At 69.3% G+C, this 23,018-nt stretch carries 21 protein-coding genes and 1 tRNA gene; 14 read left to right on the plus strand and 8 right to left on the minus strand.

The window, feature by feature from the left end; genetic code table 11:
* Positions 1–76: 76 nt before the first annotated feature.
* Together AB0F98_RS30785 and AB0F98_RS30790 are read left to right on the plus strand one after the other, a co-directional pair.
* Positions 77–1,816 (plus strand): CTP synthase, encoded by a 1,740-nt coding sequence (locus AB0F98_RS30785; protein ID WP_357742763.1) that lies wholly within the window; start codon positions 77–79, stop codon positions 1,814–1,816.
* Positions 1,813–2,418, plus strand: a complete 606-nt coding sequence (locus tag AB0F98_RS30790) for an NUDIX hydrolase (RefSeq protein ID WP_357742766.1) — start codon at positions 1,813–1,815, stop codon at positions 2,416–2,418. Before AB0F98_RS30785 ends, AB0F98_RS30790 begins: the two co-directional genes overlap by 4 nt.
* A gap of 70 nt (positions 2,419–2,488) precedes the next feature.
* Here the strand turns inward: AB0F98_RS30790 and AB0F98_RS30795 are convergent, their stop codons facing one another.
* Positions 2,489–2,830 (minus strand): TM2 domain-containing protein, encoded by a 342-nt coding sequence (locus tag AB0F98_RS30795; protein ID WP_357742816.1) that lies wholly within the window; start codon positions 2,828–2,830, stop codon positions 2,489–2,491.
* A 218-nt stretch (positions 2,831–3,048) separates the two neighbouring features.
* Here AB0F98_RS30795 and ald point away from each other — a divergent pair, with 218 nt between their 5' ends.
* The 9 genes from ald (at position 3,049) to AB0F98_RS30840 (ending at position 12,202) form a co-directional block, all read left to right on the plus strand.
* Positions 3,049–4,164, plus strand: coding sequence for an alanine dehydrogenase (ald, locus tag AB0F98_RS30800; RefSeq protein ID WP_357742769.1), 1,116 nt, complete (start codon positions 3,049–3,051; stop codon positions 4,162–4,164).
* A 12-nt stretch (positions 4,165–4,176) separates the two neighbouring features.
* Entirely contained in the window at positions 4,177–5,169 is a 993-nt protein-coding gene (locus AB0F98_RS30805; RefSeq protein ID WP_357742818.1) for a site-specific tyrosine recombinase XerD, read from the plus strand.
* Positions 5,170–5,371: 202 nt separating this feature from the next.
* A complete protein-coding gene (locus AB0F98_RS30810) occupies positions 5,372–6,295 on the plus strand; it encodes an AAA family ATPase (RefSeq protein ID WP_350793057.1) in 924 nt (307 codons plus the stop codon).
* A 245-nt stretch (positions 6,296–6,540) separates the two neighbouring features.
* The gene (locus AB0F98_RS30815) at positions 6,541–7,449 is read left to right on the plus strand and encodes a ScpA family protein (RefSeq protein ID WP_357742772.1); all 909 of its coding nucleotides are present in this window, start codon (positions 6,541–6,543) and stop codon (positions 7,447–7,449) included.
* Between the two features lie 4 nt (positions 7,450–7,453).
* Complete coding sequence (scpB, locus tag AB0F98_RS30820) at positions 7,454–8,410, plus strand: SMC-Scp complex subunit ScpB (RefSeq protein ID WP_357742774.1); 957 nt, start codon at positions 7,454–7,456, stop codon at positions 8,408–8,410.
* Positions 8,397–9,161: a pseudouridine synthase gene (locus AB0F98_RS30825; RefSeq protein ID WP_357742777.1), complete on the plus strand. Its 765-nt coding sequence runs from the start codon at positions 8,397–8,399 to the stop codon at positions 9,159–9,161. The genes scpB and AB0F98_RS30825 overlap by 14 nt, the downstream gene beginning before the upstream one ends.
* Positions 9,162–9,350: 189 nt before the next feature.
* On the plus strand, positions 9,351–10,031 hold the full coding sequence (cmk, locus tag AB0F98_RS30830) for a (d)CMP kinase (RefSeq protein WP_357742779.1): 681 nt from the start codon (positions 9,351–9,353) through the stop codon (positions 10,029–10,031).
* A 67-nt stretch (positions 10,032–10,098) separates the two neighbouring features.
* Positions 10,099–11,502: a ribosome biogenesis GTPase Der gene (der, locus tag AB0F98_RS30835; protein ID WP_357742782.1), complete on the plus strand. Its 1,404-nt coding sequence runs from the start codon at positions 10,099–10,101 to the stop codon at positions 11,500–11,502.
* A 626-nt stretch (positions 11,503–12,128) separates the two neighbouring features.
* Positions 12,129–12,202: transfer RNA gene (locus AB0F98_RS30840), tRNA-Pro, on the plus strand.
* Positions 12,203–12,308: 106 nt separating this feature from the next.
* On the opposite strand, the gene AB0F98_RS30845 is transcribed toward AB0F98_RS30840, so the two are convergent.
* The 4 genes from AB0F98_RS30845 to AB0F98_RS30860 form a co-directional block, all read right to left on the minus strand.
* Positions 12,309–13,511 carry a tyrosine-type recombinase/integrase gene (locus AB0F98_RS30845; RefSeq protein WP_357742785.1) on the minus strand — a complete coding sequence of 401 codons (1,203 nt, stop codon included), beginning with the start codon at positions 13,509–13,511 and terminating at the stop codon, positions 12,309–12,311.
* Between the two features lie 529 nt (positions 13,512–14,040).
* Entirely contained in the window at positions 14,041–16,050 is a 2,010-nt protein-coding gene (locus AB0F98_RS30850; protein ID WP_357742788.1) for a hypothetical protein, read from the minus strand.
* The gene (locus AB0F98_RS30855; RefSeq protein ID WP_357742791.1) at positions 16,047–17,198 is read right to left on the minus strand and encodes a 5'-methylthioadenosine/S-adenosylhomocysteine nucleosidase; all 1,152 of its coding nucleotides are present in this window, start codon (positions 17,196–17,198) and stop codon (positions 16,047–16,049) included. The genes AB0F98_RS30850 and AB0F98_RS30855 overlap by 4 nt, the downstream gene beginning before the upstream one ends.
* The gene (locus tag AB0F98_RS30860) at positions 17,195–17,926 is read right to left on the minus strand and encodes an NUDIX domain-containing protein (RefSeq protein WP_357742793.1); all 732 of its coding nucleotides are present in this window, start codon (positions 17,924–17,926) and stop codon (positions 17,195–17,197) included. The genes AB0F98_RS30855 and AB0F98_RS30860 overlap by 4 nt, the downstream gene beginning before the upstream one ends.
* A gap of 262 nt (positions 17,927–18,188) precedes the next feature.
* Between AB0F98_RS30860 and AB0F98_RS30865 the strand changes: the two genes are divergently transcribed.
* Complete coding sequence (locus tag AB0F98_RS30865) at positions 18,189–19,034, plus strand: ankyrin repeat domain-containing protein (RefSeq protein WP_357742796.1); 846 nt, start codon at positions 18,189–18,191, stop codon at positions 19,032–19,034.
* Positions 19,035–19,050: 16 nt separating this feature from the next.
* Here the strand turns inward: AB0F98_RS30865 and AB0F98_RS30870 are convergent, their stop codons facing one another.
* From AB0F98_RS30870 to AB0F98_RS30880, 3 genes are all read right to left on the minus strand, one after another.
* Complete coding sequence (locus AB0F98_RS30870) at positions 19,051–19,947, minus strand: DUF1963 domain-containing protein (protein WP_357742799.1); 897 nt, start codon at positions 19,945–19,947, stop codon at positions 19,051–19,053.
* A gap of 205 nt (positions 19,948–20,152) precedes the next feature.
* On the minus strand, positions 20,153–20,371 hold the full coding sequence (locus AB0F98_RS30875) for a transposase (RefSeq protein WP_357742802.1): 219 nt from the start codon (positions 20,369–20,371) through the stop codon (positions 20,153–20,155).
* A gap of 228 nt (positions 20,372–20,599) precedes the next feature.
* On the minus strand, positions 20,600–21,706 hold the full coding sequence (locus tag AB0F98_RS30880; protein ID WP_357742805.1) for an aldo/keto reductase: 1,107 nt from the start codon (positions 21,704–21,706) through the stop codon (positions 20,600–20,602).
* Positions 21,707–21,761: 55 nt separating this feature from the next.
* Between AB0F98_RS30880 and AB0F98_RS30885 the strand changes: the two genes are divergently transcribed.
* Both AB0F98_RS30885 and AB0F98_RS30890 read left to right on the plus strand, forming a co-directional pair.
* Positions 21,762–22,211: a MerR family transcriptional regulator gene (locus tag AB0F98_RS30885; RefSeq protein ID WP_357742808.1), complete on the plus strand. Its 450-nt coding sequence runs from the start codon at positions 21,762–21,764 to the stop codon at positions 22,209–22,211.
* A 464-nt stretch (positions 22,212–22,675) separates the two neighbouring features.
* Entirely contained in the window at positions 22,676–22,927 is a 252-nt protein-coding gene (locus AB0F98_RS30890; protein WP_357742810.1) for a hypothetical protein, read from the plus strand.
* Positions 22,928–23,018 lie beyond the last annotated feature (91 nt).

A 23,018-nucleotide genomic window follows, 5' to 3' on the forward strand; every position in this document is an offset into this window, starting at 1 on the left:
CCCGTGGATCGCGTGATCACTTTGCTGATCGGCTCGGCGTTCTGCACGACCGCTACGGACGACACGGGAGCAGGCCTTGGCCCCTTCAGCACGGACGACCAGGCACATTTTCGTCACTGGGGGCGTCGCCTCCTCGCTGGGTAAGGGCTTGACCGCCTCCAGCCTCGGCAACCTGCTCACCGCGCGGGGTCTTCGGGTGGTGATGCAGAAGCTCGACCCGTACCTGAACGTGGACCCGGGGACGATGAATCCGTTCCAGCACGGTGAGGTGTTCGTCACCGAGGACGGCGCGGAGACGGACCTCGACGTGGGGCACTACGAGCGGTTCCTGGACCGGGCGTTGTCGGGGAAGGCGAACGTCACCACCGGGCAGATCTACTCCGAGGTGATCGCCAAGGAGCGGCGCGGCGAGTATCTGGGTGACACGGTGCAGGTGATCCCGCACATCACCAATGAGATCAAGTCCCGGATCCTCGGCATGGCGGATCCGGACGCCGACGGTCAGGTGCCGGATGTGGTGATCACCGAGGTGGGTGGCACCGTCGGAGACATCGAGTCGTTGCCGTTCCTGGAGGCGATCCGGCAGGTCCGCCACGATCTGGGCCGGGACAACTGCTTCTACCTGCACGTGTCGCTGGTGCCGTACCTGGCGCCGTCGGGTGAGTTGAAGACGAAGCCGACGCAGCACTCGGTGGCGCAGCTGCGCAGCATCGGTATCCAGCCGGACGCGTTGGTGCTGCGCTGTGACCGGGACATTCCGGACAAGGTGAAGGAGAAGCTGTCCCTGTACTGCGACGTGGACCGGGAGGCGGTCACGGCCGCGCCGGACGCACCGAGCATCTACGACATCCCGAAGGTGCTGCACCGGGAAGGCCTGGACGCGTACGTGGTGCGCCGGCTCGGGTTGTCGTTCCGGGACGTGGACTGGGCCAGCTGGGACGATCTGCTGGAGCGGGTGCACCAGCCGCGGCACACGGTGACCGTCGCGGTGGTGGGTAAGTACGTGGACCTGCCGGATGCGTACCTGTCGGTCAGTGAGGCGATCCGGGCGGCCGGGTTCGGTCACCGGGCGCGGGTGCAGTTGCGGTGGGTGCCCAGCGACGAGTGTGTGACCGCAGCCGGCGCCTCGGCCGCGCTGGCGGGGGTGGACGGCATCGTCATCCCCGGTGGGTTCGGGGTGCGGGGCATCGAGGGGAAGATCGGCGCGTCCCGGTACGCCCGGGAGAACCGGATTCCGCTGCTCGGCCTGTGTCTCGGTCTGCAGTGCATGACCATCGACGTGTCCCGGCACCTGGCCGGTCTCGACGGGGCCAACAGCCTGGAGTTCGACGAGAAGGCCCGGCACCCGGTGATCGCCACGATGGCCGACCAGCAGGACATCGTCGCCGGCAAGGGCGACCTGGGCGGCACCATGCGCCTGGGCGCGTACCCGGCGAAACTCACCGACGGTTCGCTGGTCGCGGAGGCGTACGGCAGCACGGAGATCAGTGAGCGGCACCGGCACCGTTACGAGGTGAACAACGCCTACCGCGACAAGCTCGCCAAGGCCGGTCTGCACATCTCCGGCACCTCCCCGGACGGACGGCTCGTCGAGTTCATCGAACTCGACCGCAGCCTGCACCCGTACTTCGTCGCCACCCAGGCCCACCCGGAGCTGAAGAGCCGGCCCACCCGACCGCACCCGCTGTTCGCCTCGTTCGTCAAGGCTGCGATCACCTACTCGCAGGCCGACCAGCTCCCCGTCGACCTGGACGCGCCGGTCGCCGAGAAGGCCGCCCGCAACGGGGCCGCCGCGAAGGCGGCGTCGGCGTCGTGAGCGCCGTCGAGCACCGCTACGAGGTCCGTTCCCGCCAGCAGCGCTGGTCCGGCCGGATCTTCGACGTGGTCACCGAGGAGGTGACCATGCCGGGTGGCGGCACCGCGCTGCGCGACATCGTCCGGCACGTCGGTGCGGTGGCGGTGGTGGCGCTGGACGACGCCGGCCAGGTGGTGCTGATCCGCCAGTACCGGCCCCCGGTCGGGCGGCACCTGTGGGAACTACCGGCCGGTCTGACGGACGTCTCCGGGGAGGACCTGGCCGCCGCGGCGGCGCGGGAACTGGCCGAGGAGGTGGACCTGACCGCCGGGCGGATGGACGTGCTGGTCGACCTGCACAGCTCGCCCGGCTTCACCGACGAACTGGTCCGGGTGTTCCTGGCCCGGGACCTGGCGGACGTGCCACCCGAGCGGCGGCACGAGCGGCGCGACGAGGAGGCCGACCTCCAGGTCGTACGGATCGACCTGGACGAGGCCGTCGCCATGGTGCTGGCCGGTGAGATCACCAACGCGTCCTGTGTCGCTGGGCTGCTCGCCGCCGCGCGGGCCCGCGACACCGGCTGGTCGGCGCTGCGCCGGGCGGACGCCCCGCTGGTGCGCTGACCCGGGAGTTCCCTCGCGACGAAAAGGGGCCGTGCGGTACGCCGCACGGCCCCTTTCGTGGTCCCGGAGGTCAGTCGCGCAGCGGACGACCCTGTCCGTCGACGCCACCGTTGACCAGGATCAGGATGCCGTCGATGAAGCCCCAGAGGGCGCCGACGCCGCACGTCACCAGGGTCACGACGAGCTGCAGCACGCCGATCTTGGTGTGGCCCATGTAGAACCGGCCGATGCCCAACGAACCGAGCACGATGCCCAGGATGCCCGCGACGACCTTGCTCTTGTCGGAAACGCCCTGGGGATACCCGGGTCCCTGGGGGTACCCGGGCGGGTAAGGAGGAGTGGTCATGAGCCGACACCCTAGTGATCCACACGCGTCCTGTCCGCAGCGGCACCCCGTTGATGGGACGATGATGTACGAACACTGTCCTGACGGCTGATGGCGACGTCCACCGCGCGACACCTGACAGTCCGTCAGGGGGCTCCCGCACCGGATATCACTCTGCTGGCCCGCACGGGGTCACGGCGCGCCTAGACTGCCGCCGGCGGGACCGGTGGACCGCGGCGGCAAAGGGGCCGGCGCGCACCGCGCAGTCGGGGGAGTGCGCCGCCCCGGAGAGAGGTGTCTGCATCGTGAAGGTCGGAATCCCACGCGAGGTCAAGAACCACGAGTACCGCGTGGCGATCACGCCGGCGGGCGTCAACGAGTTCGTCCGCAGCGGTCACCAGGTCTTCGTCGAGGCCGGTGCCGGCGTCGGGTCCAGCATCTCCGACGACGACTTCACCGCGGCCGGCGCCAAGATCCTCGCCACGGCCGACGAGGTGTGGGAGACCGCCGAGCTGGTGCTCAAGGTCAAGGAGCCGGTCGGCGAGGAGTACCACCGGATGCGCGAGGGGCAGGTGCTCTTCACCTACCTGCACCTGGCCGCGTCCAAGGAGTGCACCGACGCGCTGCTCGACCGCAAGGTGACCGGCATCGCGTACGAGACGGTGGAGCTGCCGGACCGGTCGCTGCCCCTGCTCGCCCCGATGTCCGAGGTGGCCGGTCGGCTCGCGCCGCAGGTGGGCGCGTACCACCTGCAGGCGCAGGGCGGCGGGAGGGGCGTCCTCATGGGCGGTGTCTCCGGGGTGTACGCGGCCAAGACCGTGGTCATCGGTGCCGGCGTGTCCGGCATGAACGCCGCCGCCATCGCGCTCGGTCTGCAGGCCGAGGTGCTGCTGCTGGACAAGAACGTCGGGCGGCTGCGCCAGGCCGACGCCATCTACCGGGGCCACCTGCAGACGGTCGCCTCCAACGCGTACGAGGTCGAGCGTGCGGTGCTCGACGCGGACCTGGTGATCGGAGCGGTGCTGGTGCCCGGCGCCAAGGCCCCGACGCTGATCTCCAACGAGTTGGTCTCCCGGATGAAGCCGGGCAGCGTGCTCGTCGACATCTCCATCGACCAGGGTGGCTGCTTCGAGGACTCCCGTCCCACCACGCACGCCGACCCGACGTACCGGGTGCACAACTCGATCTTCTACTGCGTGGCGAACATGCCCGGCGCGGTGCCGCACACCAGCACGTACGCGCTGACGAACGTCACCCTGCCGTACGCCCTCGAGTTGGCCAACAACGGCTGGCGCGAGGCGCTGCGCCGTGACCCGGCCCTCGCCCTGGGCCTGAACACCCACGACGGTCGCGTCACGTACGGTCCGGTGGCCGAGGCGCACGGCATGAGCGTCCTCCCGCTGGCCGACGTGCTCGCCTGACGGGGCCGCGGTCTGAGCGCCACGGCGGAGCGGGCCGGGGCGGGCGAGGAGCCCGCCCCGGCCCTGCGCCGTGCCGTGCGCACCTACCTCGACCACCTCACCGTCGAACGAGGACTGTCCGCGAACACCCTCGCCTCGTACCGCCGGGATCTGGAGCGCTACCTCGCGACCCTGGCGGGCGCCGGCATCGGCGACCTCGCGTCGGTCGGCGCCGGTGTCGTCGAATCACACCTGGCCCGGTTGCGCAGCGGGGACGACGAGCACCCGCCGTTGGCCGTCTCCTCGGCGGCCCGCGCCGCGAGCGCCGTGCGCGGCCTGCACCGCTTCGCGCTGCGTGAAGGGCTGGCCGGGGCCGACCCGAGCCGGGATGTCCGGCCGCCGAAGCCGCCGCGCCGGCTGCCCCGCGCGCTGCCGGTCGACGACGTGGTCCGGCTGCTGGAAACCGCCGGCCCGGTCGCCGTGACCGGTGCGGAAGCGCCGCTCGCGTTGCGTGACCGGGCGCTGCTGGAGTTCCTGTACGGCACCGGGGCGCGGATCTCGGAGGCGGTCGGCGCCGCGGTGGACGACGTGGACCCGGACGAGGGCACGGTGCTGCTGCGCGGAAAGGGTGGCCGCACGCGGCTCGTGCCGGTCGGCGGGTACGCGGTCGAGGCGCTCCGGGCCTACCTGGTGCGGGCCCGCCCCGGGCTGGCCGCGGCGGGGCGCGGAACCCCGGCGGTCTTCCTGAACGCGCGCGGTGGCCCGCTCTCCCGGCAGGGCGCCTGGACGATCCTGCGCCGGGCCGCCGAACGGGCCGGCCTTCCGGTCGACGGGCCGGCCGCCGTCTCCCCGCACACGCTGCGCCACTCGTACGCCACCCATCTGCTCGACGGCGGCGCGGACGTGCGGGTGGTGCAGGAACTGCTCGGGCACGCGTCGGTGACCACCACGCAGGTGTACACACTGGTCACCGTCGAGCGGCTGCGCGAGGTGTACGCCACGGCGCACCCGCGAGCCCGCGGCTGACCGGGCTGAGTCGTCGCAGACCGGCTCGGGCGGGGCCCCGCCCGACACGCCGAACGGGTAATGAACCGCCTGCTGGCCGGTGGCGTACAGTCGGCATCGGCGCGGATCCCCTAGAGCTGTCGGGCCGGGGTGCGCAGCGGCGCCGCGAAGGACGTCGGAGGGCTCCGACGCCGGGTGGTCGTCGGGAGGGGGCAACGAGGACATGGCTGGCAACGAGAACCGTGCCGAGACGTGGACGTCGGAGCTCCGCGAGCAGCAGGCCGCGCTCGGCAACGACCTCGGACCGGCGGATCCCGCCGCCTACACGATGCGCAAGCCGATCCCCGAGCCGATGCCCACCGACCGGCACGGCCCGGCGCGGATCATCGCGATGGCCAACCAGAAGGGCGGCGTCGGCAAGACCACCACCACGATCAACCTGGGTGCCGCGCTCGCCGAGTACGGCCGCAAGGTGCTGCTGGTCGACTTCGACCCGCAGGGCGCGCTCTCGGTCGGGCTCGGGGTCAACCCACACAACCTCGACCTGTCGGTCTACAACCTGCTCATGCAGGACGACATCACGGCCGAGGACGTCCTGATCAAGACGGACGTGGCCGGGCTGCACCTGCTGCCGGCCAACATCGACCTCTCCGCCGCGGAGATCCAGCTGGTGAACGAGGTCGCCCGGGAGATGGCCCTCGCTCGGGTGCTGAGGTCGATCCGCAAGGAGTACGACTACATCCTGATCGACTGCCAGCCGTCGCTGGGCCTGCTGGCAATCAACGCGCTGACCGTCGCGCACGGCGTGCTCATCCCGCTGGAGTGCGAGTTCTTCAGCCTTCGTGGTGTCGCCCTGCTGCTCGACACCATCGACAAGGTCCGCGAGCGGCTCAACTTCGACCTGGAGCTCGAGGGCATCCTCGCCACCATGTACGACAGCCGCACCACCCACTGCCGGCAGGTGCTGCAGCGGGTGGTGGAGGCGTTCGGCGACAAGGTCTACCAGACGGTGATCACCAAGACGGTCAAGTTCCCCGAGTCCACCGTCGCGGGCGCCCCGATCACCACGCTCGATCCGGCCTCGTCCGGGGCACGCAACTACCGCCAGCTGGCCCGTGAGGTGATCGCCGCGCAGGCCGAGCGGTAGGTGCCGGTGCCCTTTCGCGTCCCGTCAACTACGGTCGTCGGGTGACCGCCCCGCCCCTCGACCAGCCCGCCGCGCCCGAGCAGCCGTCGTCCGGGCCCGCCGCCCGCCCCGGTGCCGCCGCGTCGGACGCGTCACACGCCGGGCTCCCGCCGCGGGTTGAGCCGTCGTCACCGGCGGAATCATCGGCCGGTTCTCCGACCGAGCCCGGGGGCGAGTCGTCGCCGGTCGGCCCTCAAACCGAGCCGGTGGGCGAGTCTTCGTCGGAGGACGCGGGGGAGAGCAGCGGCTTCACCGTCCGGCTGGCGAACTTCACCGGCCCGTTCGACCTGCTGCTGCAGCTCATCGGCAAACACAAGCTGGACGTCACCGAGGTGGCGCTGCACCAGGTCACCGACGAGTTCATCGCCTACATCCGGGCCATGGGCGACCAGTGGGACCTCGACGAGGCGAGCGAGTTCCTGCTCATCGCCGCCACCCTGCTGGACCTGAAGGCGGCCCGGCTGCTGCCCGCCGCCGACGTGGAGGACGAGGAGGACCTCGCCCTGCTGGAGGCGCGGGACCTGCTCTTCGCTCGGCTGCTGCAGTACAAGGCGTACAAGGAGGCCGCCGCGTTCATCGCCGACCTGGAAGCCGTCGGCGGCCGGCGGTACCCGCGCGCGGTCTCCCTCGAACCCCGGTACGCCGAGGCGCTGCCCGACCTCGTGCTCGGCATCGGCGCGGAGCGGCTGCGTACCCTCGCCGTCCGGGCGATGACGCCGAAAGTGGCCCCCGAGGTCTCCATCGCCCACGTGCACATGGTCCGGGTCAGCGTCCGGGAACACGCGGCGATCATCTCCGAGCGGCTGCGCCGGGCCGGCACCGCCACCTTCTCGACGCTCTGCGCCGACTGCGAAGCCACCCTGGAGGTGGTGGCCCGCTTCCTCGCGCTGCTGGAGCTCTACCGGGAAGGGCTGGTGGCCTTCGTCCAGGAACAGGCCCTCGACGAGTTGACCATCCGGTGGACCGGTCCCGCCGACGGCAGCTCGGACCTGCAGATCGACGAGTACGCGGGCACGCCCGCCGAGGCCGGCCCCCCGGGCACCGCACCTGCCGGGCCCGCAGACCCCGCAGCCGACCCGACCGGAAGCCGCGACGTGGGCACGAGCGAGGATTGACGCGATGAGCAACGAGGAGACCCACAACTCCCTGGCCGACCAGGCCGCTGCCTGGGTCCCACCCTGGCAACGTCCCAGCCCGCCCCGGAACACCCCGGAACCGCCCCGACAGGAAGATCTCGCACCGGAGGCACCCCCGGCGGGGCCACCGGAGCCCAGGAGCGCGGAACCGGCCGAGGTCGCGGCGACGGCCGAGCCCGACAGCGTGCCGGCCGAGGAACGTGTGGCGGCACCGGGGACGGCCGCCTCCGACAGCGTGCCGGCCGAGGAACGGCCGGCGGCGCCGGAGACGGCCGAATCCGCGTCCGCGGGCAGTGACGCTGCGGCGGGGGAGGGAACGGCTGCTCGCGTACCCAGGAAACAGCCGGCTCCCCGACGACGGGTGACCGTGGCCCCGGAACCCGCGCCGGAGCTCGACGAGGCCGAGCTGCGCGGGGCGCTCGAGGCGATCCTGCTGGTGGTGGACGAGCCGGTCAGCGAGGCGACCCTGGCCGAGGTGCTGGAGCAACCGGCCGCGCGGGTCGGCGCGATGCTGGACCAGATCGCCGCCGGATACACCGCGTCCGGGCACGGTTTCGAGCTGCGCCGCGCCGCCGGTGGCTGGCGTCTCTACACCCGTCCGGAATACGCCGGCTACGTGGAGCGGTTCGTGCTTGACGGGCAGTCGGTACGGCTGACCCAGGCCGCGCTGGAAACGCTCGCCGTGGTCGCCTACAAGCAGCCAGTCACCCGCTCACGAATCTCGGCGATCCGGGGTGTCAACTGTGACGGGGTGATCCGTACCCTGGTCACCCGCGGCCTGGTGGAGGAGTGCGGAAGTGAGCCGGAAAGCGGCGCCTTCCTCTACCGGACCACCACCCTGTTCCTTGAGAAGCTGGGTTTGAACACGGTCGACGAGCTGCCGCCGCTCGCGCCGTTCCTACCCGATGATGTGGAAGAGCTGAGCGATGTCACGCGATGACCGCACCCCTCACACCGACGCCCCCGAGGGCATCGAACGCCTGCAGAAAGTGCTGGCCGCCGCCGGTGTGGGTTCCCGACGCGCCTGCGAGGACCTGATCTTCCGGCGCCGGGTCACCGTCAACGGGCGGGTCGCGCAGCTCGGTGACAAGGTCGACCCGGCCACCGCGGTGATCCACGTCGACGGGGAGCGACTGGTCACCGACACCCGGCTGGTCTACCTGGCCATGAACAAGCCGCGCGGTGTCGTCTCCACCATGGCGGACGAGAAGGGGCGCACCGCGCTCGCGGACTTCCTCGGCAACCGGGTCGAGCAGCGCGTCTACCACGTCGGGCGGCTCGACGCCGACAGCGAGGGCCTGCTGCTGCTCACCAACGACGGAACCCTGGCGCACCGGCTCATGCACCCCTCCTACGGTGTGCAGAAGACGTACCTCTGCGAGGTGTCCGGGCCGATCCCGCGCAACCTCGGCAAGCGGTTGATGGCCGGCGTGGAGCTGGAGGACGGCCCGGCGAAGGTGGACTCGTTCCGAGTGGTGGACACCCTGGGACGAACCGCCCAGGTCGAGCTGACCCTGCACGAAGGACGCAAACACATCGTCCGGCGAATCCTGGCCGAGGCCGGGCACCCGGTGTCCCGACTCATACGTACCTCGATCGGGCCGATCCGACTCGGTGACCTGCGCGCCGGGCGGACCCGCCGGCTCACCAACGCCGAAGTCGCCGCGCTGTTCAAGGCGGTGGGTGACTGACCCCGCCGAACGGGGTACGGCTGCCGGTAGGCTCCGTGGCGGTCGGGTGCCGGCCGCGCGGTGGCGCGGGTCGCGCCCGGCGGCGTCGCGCGCGCTCCGCTCGGAGCGGCGGGCATCATTGACCAGGAACATCCGCTCGCGGCGCCGGAAGGCCGGCGATCCGTGAGGTACGGGCTGAGGAGGACGACGGTGGAAGACAACGTGCGGGCCGGGCGATGTGTGGTCGCTGTGGACGGGCCGTCCGGTTCGGGAAAGTCCACCGTCTCCCGACGGCTGGCCGCCGGTATCGGCGCCCGCTACCTGGACACCGGAGCGATGTACCGGGCGATCACCTGGGCGGTGCTGCGCTCCGGCGTCGACCTCACCGACGCGGAGGCGGTGGCCAAGGTCGCCCAGGAGGTGGACCTGCGCATCGGGACCGACCCGCAGGGGTACGCCGTGACCGCTGACGGTGTCAGCGTGGACGCGGACATCCGCGGGCCCGAGGTGACCAAGGCGGTCTCCGCCGTGGCGGCCGTGCCGGCCGTACGCGCGCTGCTCGTCGCCCGGCAGCAGGAGATGATCGCGAACGCCGGACGGATGGTGGTGGAGGGCCGGGACATCGGTGCCGTGGTGGCGCCGGACGCCGACCTCAAGGTCTACCTGACCGCGTCCGAGGCCGCCCGGGCGGCCCGGCGCAGCGCCGAGGACGCCACCGACGCGGTGGTCACCGCCGCGGACCTGGCCCGCCGCGACCACCTGGACTCGACCCGCAAGACCTCGCCGTTGCAGCAGGCGTCGGACGCGGTCGTGCTGGACACCACCGAGCTGGGCATCGACGAGGTCGTCCAGCAGCTGCACACCCTGCTCACCGAGCGGGGAGTGGCATGAGCGAGCAGAACATCGGACACAACGCGGTTGAGCCTCGTGCCGGCGCGGACCGGAAGGAAGTGTCGGCGTGAGTGACGGCGGCGGTTGGGTCGAGCTTCAGGAGCCGGACCTCGACACCGAGGAACCCACCGGCCCGCAGCCGGTGGTGGCCGTCGTAGGCCGACCGAACGTCGGCAAGTCGACGCTGGTCAACCGGATCATCGGTCGCCGGCAGGCGGTCGTCGAGGATGTCCCCGGCGTGACCCGGGACCGGGTGCCGTACGACGCGCAGTGGGCCGGCCGGGCGTTCACCGTGGTGGACACCGGCGGTTGGGAACCGGACGCGAAGGACCGGGCGGCGGCGATCGCCGCGCAGGCCGAGACGGCCGTGGCGACGGCCGACGTGGTACTCTTCGTGGTCGACGCGATGGTCGGTTCGACCGATGTGGACGAGGCCGCGGTGCGGATGCTGCGGCGCAGCGCCAAGCCGGTCATCCTGGTGGCGAACAAGGCCGACAACACCTCCATCGAGATGGAGTCGACCTCACTGTGGTCGCTCGGCCTGGGCGAACCGCTGCCGGTGTCGGCCCTGCACGGCCGGGGCTCCGGCGACCTGCTCGACGCGATCATGGCCGCGTTGCCGGAGGCGCCGGCGATCGTCGAGCACGGGCCGCGCGGGCCGCGCCGGGTGGCGCTCGTCGGCCGGCCGAACGTGGGCAAGTCCAGCCTGCTGAACCGCTTCTCCGGCGAGCAGCGGGCAGTTGTCGACTCGGTCGCCGGCACCACCGTCGACCCGGTGGACAGCCTCGTGCAGATCGGCGGCGAGACCTGGCACCTGGTCGACACGGCAGGCCTGCGCAAGCGGGTCGGCAAGGCCAGCGGCACCGAGTACTACGCGAGCCTGCGTACCGCCTCGGCCATCGAGGCGGCCGAGGTCGCGGTGGTACTTCTCGACGCGAGCGAGCCGATCAGCGAACAGGACCAGCGGATCCTGTCGATGGTCACCGAAGCCGGCCGGGCCCTGGTGATCGCCTTCAACAAGTGGGACCTGGTCGACGCCGACCGCCGGTACTACCTGGACAAGGAGATCGACCGGGAACTGCGCCGGATCCCGTGGGCGATCCGGCTGAACCTGTCGGCGATGACCGGCCGCGCGGTCGACAAGCTCGCCCCGGCGCTGAACAAGGCGCTCGACAGCTGGGAGACCCGCATCCCGACGTCGCGGCTCAACCAATGGCTCACGGCTCTCGTGCAGGCCACGCCGCACCCGGTGCGGGGCGGTCGGGCACCGCGCATCCTCTTCGCCACCCAGGCCGGCGCGGCGCCGCCGCGCTTCGTGCTGTTCACCACCGGGCCGCTGGACGCCGGCTACCAGCGGTTCGTCGAGCGCAAGCTCCGCGAGGAGTTCGGCTTCGAGGGCAGCCCGATCGAGATCTCGGTACGCCCGCGCAAGAAGCTCGGCCCCGGCGGCCGCGGCAAGGCGCACGGCTGACCATCTGATCCACGAGCGGGCCGGGTCGGGGCTTCCCCGACCCGGCCCGCTTCGTCCGCTCGGCCTCGTCTCGTCCCGGGTCGGTTTGGCCTTCTTCCGCTTCGACCCGGCCTGGTTTGGTCGGCTCGGTCTTGCCTGGTCTCGGGCCTGGTCTCGGGCTTCGTTTGGTCGGCTCGGTCTTGTCTCGTCCGGGGTCGGTGTGGCCTTGGTCCGCTTCGGCCCGGCCTGGTCGGCTCGGCCTTGTCTCGTCCCCGGCCTGGTTTGATCCGCTCGGTCTTGCCCGGTCCCGGGCCGGTCCGCTCGGCCTGCCGGGTCGCGCCTCTGGTTGATCCACTCGGGTTCATTGAAGTCGGGTTGACCGACCCGAGCTGACACCCCGACTTCATGGAGCTCGAGTGGATCAAGCTATTCCCCGCATCGTCGGCGGCCCGGTTCGCCGCCCGGCCTGACCGGAGTCCCCCAGAACGCGCTCCTACCTATCTGCCTAGGACGCTTTAGCGGTGGTGCGGCCAGTCACGCCGGCCGCGCTGCCAAGGCTGTCCGTGACCGGTAGGGCCTGTGCGGACGGCGTGAGGAAGCTGCGCTAAGCTGTACCGGCTGCCGCAGGGGAGACCAGGCGGAGGCATCGGGACGTGGCGCAGTTTGGTAGCGCACTTGACTGGGGGTCAAGGGGTCGTCGGTTCAAATCCGGCCGTCCCGACGCATCTGACCAGGGGATATGCCGACGGAGGCATATCCCCTGTGATCGTTTCATGGCTGTATTGTCGCGTTGCTGTCGCACCCACGGACGGAACTTGCAACGAAGCTCAGGCGGCCCGGGCGTCGGCCGCGTCGAGGGCCGCGCAGGTGGCGCTCACGCCGGCGGCGGCGTCGCGGGTGAGGTGGCCGTAGATGTCGATGGTGGTGGCCACGTTCCTGTGGCGCAGCGTCTTGGACACCACGGCGATCGGCACCCCCTGGCTGATCATGATCGTGGCGGCGATGTGTCGCAGGTCGTGCACCCGAATTGCCGGAAGCCCGGCGTCGGCGGTGAGGCGGCGCAGGTGGTCGAGCACGTACTGCGGCCGTAGGGGTTGTCCATCGGGTCTGGCGAACACGAGGTCGAGATTGTCGTGATGGCGGGCGGTCACTGTTGCCGGCATTGGCGGCGGCGTTGCCGCTGCAACGCGTCGACGGCGCGGGTGGACAGGGCGACCCAGGCCCGGCTGCCGTGGGGTCTTGGGTGCGTTCAACATGGTGCGGCTGTTGTCGACGCTGACCAACGTCCAGCGCACGAACAGTGCCCGCGCATCGAGGTCCACATCGGCCCAGTGCAGGCCCAGAGTCTCGCCTTTGCGCATCCCGGTGCAGACCATCAACCCGAACAGGTCCGCGAGCGGATCTTCAACGGCGTGGCAGTGCCGCAGGAACGCGCTTGTCTGGCTGGTGCTCCAGCAGGTGAGCTCGGGTTCCGGCGGTCGGGGGATCATGGCGAAGCGGGCGGCGTTCTGGGGCAGCCGGTGGTTGCGGCGGGCGTCGTTGAGCGCGCTCGACAGGTTCGTCACGCAGCGGCGCAGGGTGACCGGGCTGCGGCCGGCGGCGAGCTCACGCTGGATGAACTGGGTCACGTGGTCGTGAGTGAGCCGCTCCAAGGGCACGGCGCCGAGCGCGGGGATGAGATCGTTGTGGATGTAAGCGGTGTAGCGGTTCATGGTGTTCGTCTTGAGGGTCGGCGACTTGGCCTCAAGCCAGCAGGTGAGGTAGCTGGCCACCGTTTCGCTGTCGTCGAGGCTGACACCGGCGCGCTCGCACTCAAGCACATGTGAGTGGGCGGCCGAGGCCGCCCCCTTGGTAGCGAAACCGGTACGGCGCATGGTGCTGCGCTTGTTCAGGCTCGGCAGGTCTACGGCGAACGCCCAGCCGCCGTGCCGGGCATTGGACAGCTTGGGGCACCGGGGGCCGAGTCGGCCAGTGCTGTCACGACAGGCGCAGCAGCGGTAGACGCGGCCCCGGTTCGGGTTCCGTCTCATGGCGTCCTCCGCGGTAGAGGTTAGCTTCTGCCACCTCTACCGTTGCCCCGTTCGGCTGCGACAGCATCGCGACAACCCCGTATGTCCTCCCTGCTTGTGACGGTCCTACTTGTCGATCCGTCAAGGGTGAATCACTCCCCCGGCGTGCACGAGTGGCGGGGGGAGGAAGTGGTGGGCGATGGTCCCGCGGGCCGCTGCCGTATGAGCGGCAGCCGAGGTGTCATGGCCAGCAGGGACAAAGAACCGGAGTTCGACGCGCTTCTACTGTTCTGAGGGCAACTCGGTCGGGGCAGTGGTGTGGCGGCCTCTTCGCGCCCGGACCCTGGGTCAGCGCTAGGTGCTGGGCCGTCAGCTAGCCGACATCACCAAACTTCGGCAGGTGTCGGCACTAACGTCCGTAGCAGGTCCGCAGGTACCAGCCGGCTGACCCCTGAGCGAGGTTGGATCGATGACGTCCGTGTCACCGAGCACCACCCCGCACCGCAGTGCTGCCCGACCCGGACCCCCGCGCCGAGCAGCACCGCATCTGTCAGCCCTCCATTGCTGCGACGAGCCGCCGGAGGCCGGCGTGTTCTCGGCGGTTCTCGTGGGTGATCCATTCCTTGCCTTCGGCAGCGATGCCCTCCAGCACGTGCAGGGTGCGTTCGAGGCCCGAGGCGTCGAGGGAGACCTGGGAGGCGATGCGGTCGTCGTCGCCGAGTTCCGGCATGCCTGGCCACTCACCGGTGATCGTCAGCTCGTCCCGGGGATTGTTCGTCAGCGTAAGGGAGAGTTTTTTCTCGCCATTGCGGGCATCGACGACGTGCGCCGCCACGACCGAGTTGTACTGGTAGGTGAGACGCTGCTGATCGCCGAATTCCATGGTCCCGAAGTCGAGGGTGACCGTGACCTGGCGGACGCCGTCCTTGGTGAGGAGGAAGAGGAGAAGCTTGTATTGCGAGTAGCGCCAGGGTCCCTTGCTGACCCGGGCCCGCTTGCACCCGGGCACGGGCGCCTCGATGAAGGTGTGCGCTATCACGTCCTGCGCAGCCACGCGGTAGTGCCGCAGCGTGTCCTCGACCAGGATCTTGCGGTCGCAGTCGAGCCAGTGCGCCATCTCCGCGTCGGTTGGCTTCGATTCCAACTTGCGCACCCACCTGTCGTACGCCGCGCGCCGGTCCTCGTAGTCGCGCCGGACCCGGTCTAGGTCGTCCCGGTAGCGGTGGCCCTCGAGAAGGATCGCCAGCCAGCCCTGGATGGCGAGCCGAGCCCCGGCCACGATTCCGGCCGTCGCGATCACCGTCGTGAACGGCGCCTCGACGAGGGCCTGCCACAGCAGCAGCGGTCCGGCAACCACCAGGGCGAACACCGCGGTGCCGAAGGCGGTCCGCGTCGAGGATGACACTCGGGAGTCCTCGGGATCCGCGGTCAGCTCACCGCTGAGCCACTGCCGCTTGACGTCGCTGGCCAGGAATCTCACTAGCCAGGCGAGACGCTTGGCGTCGACCGGTTCCTCCCGATACAGCTCGACCAGCTCGTTACGGAGGGTCTGCCGGATGCCCGCCGTCTCCGCCAGCCACGTCTCCCGGGCTATGTCAGGCGGCAGGTAACGTCCGAAGTAGCGGTCGAACAAGGAGTCCATCGCTGAGGCGAACCGGTCGGACTGTGCGGGAGCACGCCGGGGTGTGAAGGTGAGACGCTGGCGGGCCGCCCGGCGTCGATGCCGAGCCAGCCTGATCGTGAATCCGGCCCGGACCACGACGACGACGGCTCCAAGAGCCACCATCAGGTAGCCGGCTGAGCGAAGCCATGAGTGGGCCCAGGCGTACTGGACCACCGCAAGGCCCGTAACGAGGAGCAGTGCCGAGCCGCCGAGGGCGCGTAGATAGTCCACCGCGTCCTTACGGATCGGATGTGGCGGAACCGGCCTGGGAGGGATCGGCTTGGGCTGGAAAAACTTCCAGACCCGCTCCACCCGATCGTTGGCTGTCCTGTCCCGCCGGGCGGTCGCGAACGTCTTCTGCCAGCTCCAGTCCTGGTGCGGGCCGGCCAGGAAAACCTCGAGGTGGTTGAGGATGCTTTCCTGCAGGGGCGGGCTGAGCGATTCGAACTCCTTGACCACCACACCGATCGCGGCCGGGTCGGGAGTCTCCGCCGTGGTCTGCGGAAGCGAGTCCAGCAGCGAGCCGACGGCGTTGATGCCCCGGGCCCAGGGATCTTCGGAGCGCTGCGCCGCCCAGCGGCGGACGTGTGCCAGTTGCGCGAGTTCCTGGTCCGTCAGGCTCTGCAGGGTACGGCCGCTCAACAGTGCGAGCGCCAGATAGAAGTAGGCGCGGGAGTTCTGGTAGCCCCGGGCAATGGCTTTCCTGATCAGCTCTCTCGCCTCGGGTGGGGCGCTGATCTCCAGGTAGCGGAGGCCGACCTCGAACTGCCGCTCCGGCGAGTCGTCGTCGCTGACGTGGTATCCGCCCTCGATGTGGACCTCCTGGGCCTGGAAACCCACCCGGGCATCGCCGTCAGCGACGTTGGTGAACGTCTTCTCCTGCGGTCCGGCGCTCATGACAGATCCCGCAGAGCCGCCATGAGCCCCGCGACCCGCGTGGCGAGGTCCGTCCAGTCCAGCAGCAGGCCGCGCAGCTTCCGCAGGGCCGTGGTCGCGCGGCTCCGTGCCTCGTCGTCGGCCGGAGGTACGTCGGCGGCGGCTGCGTCCATCTCCTGCTCCGCCGCGCGGTAGGTGACCGCGTCCACGTCACCCGCCTCATGGCACTTACGGAGCGAGGCGCGCAATTCCGCGAGCTGGTCGTGGAATGTCTCCCCGCCCGCACCGCCCGGCGCGCCGTAGACGGTCGCGTGGTGAACGGTGTGTGCCTGGAATCCAACGTGAGCGTTGCCCTTGGCGACGTTACTGACAGAGCCGGACATCGACGCATCACCTGCTTCTTTCCGAGGACGGCGAGGGGAGGAGCCATACTGCGCCCCGAGTTCCTGGGCGAGCGCGAGGGCGAAGGTCGCGGCGTTGGCGGCGGCACGCGGCTGCCAGTTCTCGCCGTCGGTGTGGACCTTGGTCCCGTCGGCACGGTCGCTGATGCCACGGACGACGACGGCCGGCAAAGAGCGGTTCAGGTGGGCGGCCTGGGCGACCCCGGCCGACTCCATCTCCACCGCCAACGCGTCGTTGTAGTGATCACGGATGCGCGCCGCATCGGGCGAGGACGCCGAGTCGAGGACGACCTCCCCGGCGGCGATCGGGCCGAACCGCACCTGGGGCACTCCTCCGGCGAGGCCCCTCGCCCAGCCTCGCTCCCGCTCAAGATGCCGGGCGAGCTGATCACAGGCATGGGGGATCTCCCACACGCGAGGCCGGGTGCGGAAAGCGTCGCTCTCGCTAGTGCCGCCGTGATAGGCGTACACGTGGGTGGCCACGACGACGTCACCGAGGCCGACGGAGGGCCAGAGCGCCCCGGCCACGCCGGCGAAGATGACCGCTTCCGGATCAAACTCGGTCATGGCGCGCTCTGCGATGACGGCGGAGGGGTGGTTGCCCTTGCCGACAAGGCCGAGAATAATCTCACAGGAGCCTCCGGACACGGTGCCACGCTCGAAGCGCGTGCCCATCGGATGTACGTGCGGTTCGACTTTCGTGAGACGTTCGCGGACTGCGTTGTACTCAAGGTCCAGTGCGGTGAGCACGACCACGGGTCTGGTCATCTCTCGTCTCCTCCGGCTGCGACGGTCGGAACCGTGCGGATCATGGGCGGGTAGAGGTTCCGGCGCGGACCAGCGCGGTAGACGCGGGCCGGGCGGCCGGTGCCCGTGGCGCGGGGCGGACCGGCGGGGACCACGAAGCCCTTCGTGCCCTGGACCTTGCGGTAGAAGTTGCGGGGATCGAGCGGGGTGCCCCAGACGGCCTCATAGACCTGCTGCAGCTCTGTGAGGGTGAAGACCTCCGGGCAGAAAGCCGTCGCCAAGTCCGTGTGCTCCAGTTTGGAGCGAGCACGCTCCACCCCGTCGACGACGATGCGCAAGTGGTCGAAGGCGAGCGGTACCCGCGCGGCCAGTACGTCCTCGACTGGCGTCCACTCAGCGGCTGCGGCGTCGGTTCCAGAGACGGGCTCGGGAAGGCGCGGCACGACCGCGAGGTGGGCGACGGAGACCACGCGTCCACGAGGGTCACGGTCGGGGGCGCCGTATGTACCGAGCTGCTCCAGGTGCGGGATGTCGGTGAGCCCCGCCTCCTCCCGCAGCTCCCGGCGGGCGGCGCTGAGAATGTCCTCGCGCTCATCGGCGAGGAACCCACCAGGCAGCGCTGCCCGCCCGACGAACGGCTCAACACCGCGCCGCACGAGAAGCAGGTTTAGACGACCACCGCGCAGGGTGAGGATCACGAGATCGACAGCGAGCAGGATCAGGGGTGGTTCCCAGGTGTCATCGGGCACTGCTCGACCATAGCTTTTTGTCGATACGACAAAAAGGGCTCGGTGCTGTCGTAAGGCCGACACTTTGAGTAGTGTCTCGATCACCAAGAGGTGTCACGAGCGCGGTAGCGCCGCCATACGTGGTAACGGTGATGCCGGGAAATTCGGTGTCTAGGCTAAGCGATCGATGAAGTGGGGGTAGTGGGAGAGAGCCGGCTGAGTGCCGCGCATCGCTCGGTAGCCACTTCACGGTTTCGGCGTAGCGCCTAATCACTTGCCGTATTTGGACGACGAGCTCCACCGCTACCGGCGGCAGCGCCCGCAGACCCGGAAAGATCAGCGCCTCCGCGGCGTCGACGTTGCCGCCATCCTCGACATGCACTTCGGCAAGGCCGATGCGCCACCGAGCGAACTCGCCGACGCGTTCTGCCAGGCTGACGTCCCGATCCATCACAACGAGCACATCGCGGCAGCGGCGCTAGTCGCACCGGCGGTGCTACGACTCCTCCTCGCCTACGCAGCGGACGCCAACCAACAGCATTCCGACGCCACGCCAGCGATCGTGGTGGCGGCGCGTCGAGGCGATCACGCCGCAGCCGACGTGCTCCTTGAGGCCGACGCCGACGTGAACGCCCGCGACCGGCAAGGGCGAACCGCTTTGATGCACGCAGTCGATCGCAACGAACGACGGGTCATCGCTACCCTCCTGCTAGCCGGCGCCGCCATCGACACCGTCAGCGCCGACGACATGACGGCCCTGCAACTTGCGCGTGGCTGGCAACGCCAGAACATCCAGTTCATGCTGGGCGAGCGCCACGCCGGCCTGGACGACGTGCCAATTGTTCGTACCGCTCTCCGGGTTGGCGCGTCCGACGTCCGGCTCGCCGGAGACCCGCAGATGCTCCATCTGCTGGCGGACGTCATCGACGTCGCACTGAGAGATCTCGGAGACGACGAGTGGAACACTCGGACGGGCACCGACACCGAGGTGGCCCGGGCCTCGCCTGAGCAGCCAATACACGCGCAGAGCCGGCCGGCTGCCGGCGATGTCGGGTCTCAGGACCTGCGTGACGGATCAGTCTCGGGACGTGGGGACACGTCCGGCCAGGGCTTGCATCGAAGCCGATGATGTAGTTCTTCTCGGCCTACTCAGTGAATGCGGGGAATGAGCGCATCTTGTCGAAGCGGCCGGCGGTCAGGTCGTCGAATCTGATCAAGAAGCGTCCGAAGTGAACATCGTATTCGGTGGGGAACTGGGCGAGCGGCACCCATTCTTGAATGAGTCGGGATTCCTCTTCGCGGCGCCAGCGGATCCTTTCGGACCGTGAAAGGTCAGGTTCGGTCTCCAGTCGGGCCCGGAGGCTGGCACGCGCCATCTGTTCCTCCGGAGAGTACGAGCCTCCGATTCTTCTCGTGTATCCACCGATGCGTAGGGTTGACAGGCCCGTCTCCGTCGGCCAGAGATCCTGGACCAGTGCGATGAGTTCATCGGTGTGCGTCAGCTCGCCAACCAGCTGCTTCACGGTGTCCGACGCGAACATGAGGCGGTCGTCCATGTCCTCGTCGTCGGGCTCGAGCCCGGGTGGCAGCTCCGGCACGACCTCCGCATAAAGCCTGTACTCGGGGTAAGGGCGCGGGATCTCACCGTCGGACGGCAGCTGCCGGACCACTGTCTCGGTGCCTGCGGGGACGTACAGGACCCGCGCGTACGCGTCGTAGCCGCGACTACACGCGTCAAAGGCTTTCTCGGGATCCAGGAAGAAGAGCAGCGAGCCGTCCACCGGCAGGGGAAGCTTCTCGACCTTCGGAAGGGCCGCGCAGTCGAGGGACGCGACGAACGGCAACGGAATCCCGCGCTCGGACGGCCACTCCGTGCCGGCAGGTAGCCGGGGCAGTCCGCCGCTCTGCCCGACAACATCCTCGCTGCGGTCACCGCCACCTACCGAGATTGCGAATCGCAGCTGCTCGGCGAACCTGTCAACCTGATCCGCTGGAATGCCCCGCTCAATCGCCTCGCGGCGAAACGGCCCGTATTGCTCCATAGCGAAGGATCATCGCAGACGGGTGTTCCGGGTCCGCCACAGGCCGGTCAGCCACTTCGACAGGGCCCCTGGTGCGTCGCGCAACTGAGATCTTCTACTTCTCGTTGTTGGTGAGGAGTTTGCAGACCTAGGTGTGGACCCGGCAGACCTTGGCCAGGATGTCTGCGGGGACCGTGGTCCAGACGAACGGTTTCGCGTCGGTGTTTCAAGCGGTGACGTAGTCGTTGATCGCCTTCGCCATGCGGGTGACGGAGGTGAAGGCGCCACGCCGAATGGCCTGCCGGGTGATTATCCCGAACCAGATATCGACTATGTTCAACCACGACGATCCCGTAGAGGTGAAGTGGAAGACGATCCGGGGACGCTGGGCGAGCCGGGCCTTCACCTCATCGCTGGTGTGGGTGGACAGGTTGTCCACCCACACGTGCAGCACGGTCGGGGTAGGCGGCGGCGATCGAATCGATCGCTCTCATATCCGCATGGCTCGCAGAGCGGCCCGTGCGGGCCTGGTCTCTGCCTGCTGTCGGCCTCTGGCCGGCAATGGCCGGGCCGACCACATGGGAAACAACGCACGAGCAGGAGGCCTGTGTGCTCCGCCCCGAACCCCGGCTCTCTTCAAAATCAGCCGGGACCGGATCACGAAGGCTCCGCACTAGGCGGCGGCGCGTTCGGCGAGCGGGCGGCGACGCAGTGTTGTGTCGGTCAGTGAGCGCGGAGGCAGGGTGGCGCTGGGGTTGTAGAGATTGGTGCCGGGCGGCACGATTTCGTCGATTCGGTCGAGGGCCGAATCATCCAGGGTGAGCGCCGCGCCCTTGAGGAGATCCTCCAGCTGCGGCATGGTCCGCGGTCCGATGATGGCCGAGGTGACGGCGGGGTGCGCCACGGTGAAGGCTACGGCCAGTTGGGGGAGGGTGCAGCCGATGCTTGTCGCGAGTTCGACGAGCTGTTCGACGGCATCGAGCTTGGCGGCGTTCTCCGCGAGCGAGGGATCGAACTGTGCCGGCCGGATGGTCGGACGCCCGGTTGACAGGTCGACAGGCTGGCCCTTGCGGTACTTGCCGGTGAGGAACCCGAACGCGAGTGGACTCCAGACCAGTACGCCCATTCCGTAGCGCCGGCAGACGGGCAGGAGCGAGGCCTCGATTCCGCGGGCCAGGATCGAATACGGCGGCTGCTCGGTGCGGAAGCGTCCGAGTGCGCGCCGCTCGGACACGTGATGCGCCTCGACGATCTCCTCGGCCGGGAACGTCGAGCAGCCGAAGGCGCGAATCTTGCCCTGGTGTACGAGGTCGCTGAGCACCGATAGCGTCTCCTCGATGTCAGTGGAGGGGTCGGGGCGGTGGACCTGGTAGAGGTCGATCCAGTCGGTGTTCAGACGCCTGAGGCTGTCCTCGACCGCCTTGATGATCCAACGCCGTGAGTTTCCACTGCGGTTGCGGCCCTCGCCCATTTTGAAGTGCACCTTGGTGGCGAGTACGACGTCGTCACGGCGCCTCTGCAACGCCTTTCCCACGATTTCCTCCGACTCACCCTGTCCGTACATGTCAGCGGTATCGATGAAGTTGATCCCCTGGTCGAGGGCGGCATGGATGATGCGGACGCAATCGTCGTGGTCGGGGTTGCCGAGAGCCTGGAACATCATCGTTCCGAGGCAGTAGGCGCTGACTTCGATACCGGTTCCGCCGAGGGTGCGATAGCGCACGGTGTTCTCCCTTACCGATTCAATCGAGCGCGCGAGCGACTGGCACGTCGATCGCACGGAGGGACCCTAGGATCTAGAGTCGGCTCTAGGTCAACCCGCTATCCTGCACGGCATGGCTGAGGTCAGGGTCACGACGAGTCTGAGCATCGGGCAGGTCGCCGACCGCACGGGCTTGAGCGTCCACGCGCTGCGCTTCTACGAGCACGAGGGCCTCTTCGTCAACCCCGTGCGACGCGGCCCCGGCGGGCGTCGCGTCTACAGCCAGGATGACGTGGACTGGCTGACCGTCTGCATCATTCTCCGCGCCTCGGGCATGCCTCTGCCCGCGCTCCGTCGATACGCCGGCCTCGTCAGAGAAGGCGCCGGAAACGAGAAAGAACGACTCGCACTCCTGCGCGCACATCAAGCGCATCTCACCAACCAGATGAGCAGGCTCACCGAGTGCCTGGATCTGGTCAGGTTCAAGATCGGAGTGTATGAGGACCTCCTTGACCAAGGCGTGGCTTCCGGCCACCAAGGTCAGGCTTCATCCTCTTCGGAAAGTGGCGAGGAGACGTCATGAACCGGTCAATTCCTGTACCCATGTGCCCGGGGTCGCTGGACAGGGCCGCGGCAAAGGGGTGACGGTGTTCGACTTCGAAGCTTGGAGTAGAAGCGCCGTTGTTGGTGGCAGCAAGACGCGCATGACCCGCATCAAGGTTCTCTACGCCATGCTGATCGTTCGAAGTGAGTCATGCCCGCGCTGCCATAATCGCTGATCTCGTCCTTGCCCTGCGCACCGGCTCTGACCGTGCCAAGGACTGCTGGTGGGCTCCGCGAAGCGCTTGCTGGTCTGCCTGATCCACGGGCCCGGTTTGATGTCCGGCGCCGGCTGACGGTCATGGTCACCGCGGCGGTGTGTGCCGTTCTCTCCGGCTACCGCTCGTACGCTGCGATCGGCGATGTGCCGGCCACGACGGCTCTCGCCCTGGGCGTGACTCCCGACCCGCGGCCGTCGGAGGCGATGTCCGTCGGCTGTTGCAGGCCGTGGACCCGCAGCTCCTGATCGCGGCGATCGGTGTCTGGATCGCCGGCCGGGCCGCCGTCACCACCTCGGCGGCCGGCCGGGCGATCGCCGTGGACGGCAAGACACCGCGGCGCAGGTCTACGACCGGGTTCTGGACTGGTTCGGCAGGTCTGTCGACCGTGGTGGTCACGGCGCGGCCGAACCTGGGCGAAGGGGTGGCCGGCCAGGCTCAGGGTCGCCTGAGCCTGGCCGGCCACGTTACGTGCGGCTAGGGCGTGTCCTGCCGATCATGGAAGCCAGATGATGGCGGCGATGAGGAGGAGGCTGGTCCGGTAGAGGGATGCGCGTTTGGCGTAGCGGGTG

It is taken from the genome of Micromonospora sp. NPDC023737, from assembly GCF_040639715.1.
Classification (GTDB): Bacteria; Actinomycetota; Actinomycetes; order Mycobacteriales; family Micromonosporaceae; genus Micromonospora.

Coding starts and splice junctions, on each gene's coding strand:
- AB0F98_RS30845 (WP_357742785.1), bottom strand. CDS start 13,511: ATGAGACGGAACCCGAACCGGGGCCGCGTCTACCGCTGCTGCGCCTGT.
- AB0F98_RS30855 (WP_357742791.1), bottom strand. CDS start 17,198: ATGACCAGACCCGTGGTCGTGCTCACCGCACTGGACCTTGAGTACAAC.
- AB0F98_RS30825 (WP_357742777.1), top strand. CDS start 8,397: ATGTCACGCGATGACCGCACCCCTCACACCGACGCCCCCGAGGGCATC.
- AB0F98_RS30810 (WP_350793057.1), top strand. CDS start 5,372: ATGGCTGGCAACGAGAACCGTGCCGAGACGTGGACGTCGGAGCTCCGC.
- AB0F98_RS30885 (WP_357742808.1), top strand. CDS start 21,762: ATGGCTGAGGTCAGGGTCACGACGAGTCTGAGCATCGGGCAGGTCGCC.
- AB0F98_RS30850 (WP_357742788.1), bottom strand. CDS start 16,050: ATGAGCGCCGGACCGCAGGAGAAGACGTTCACCAACGTCGCTGACGGC.
- scpB (WP_357742774.1), top strand. CDS start 7,454: ATGAGCAACGAGGAGACCCACAACTCCCTGGCCGACCAGGCCGCTGCC.
- AB0F98_RS30870 (WP_357742799.1), bottom strand. CDS start 19,947: ATGGAGCAATACGGGCCGTTTCGCCGCGAGGCGATTGAGCGGGGCATT.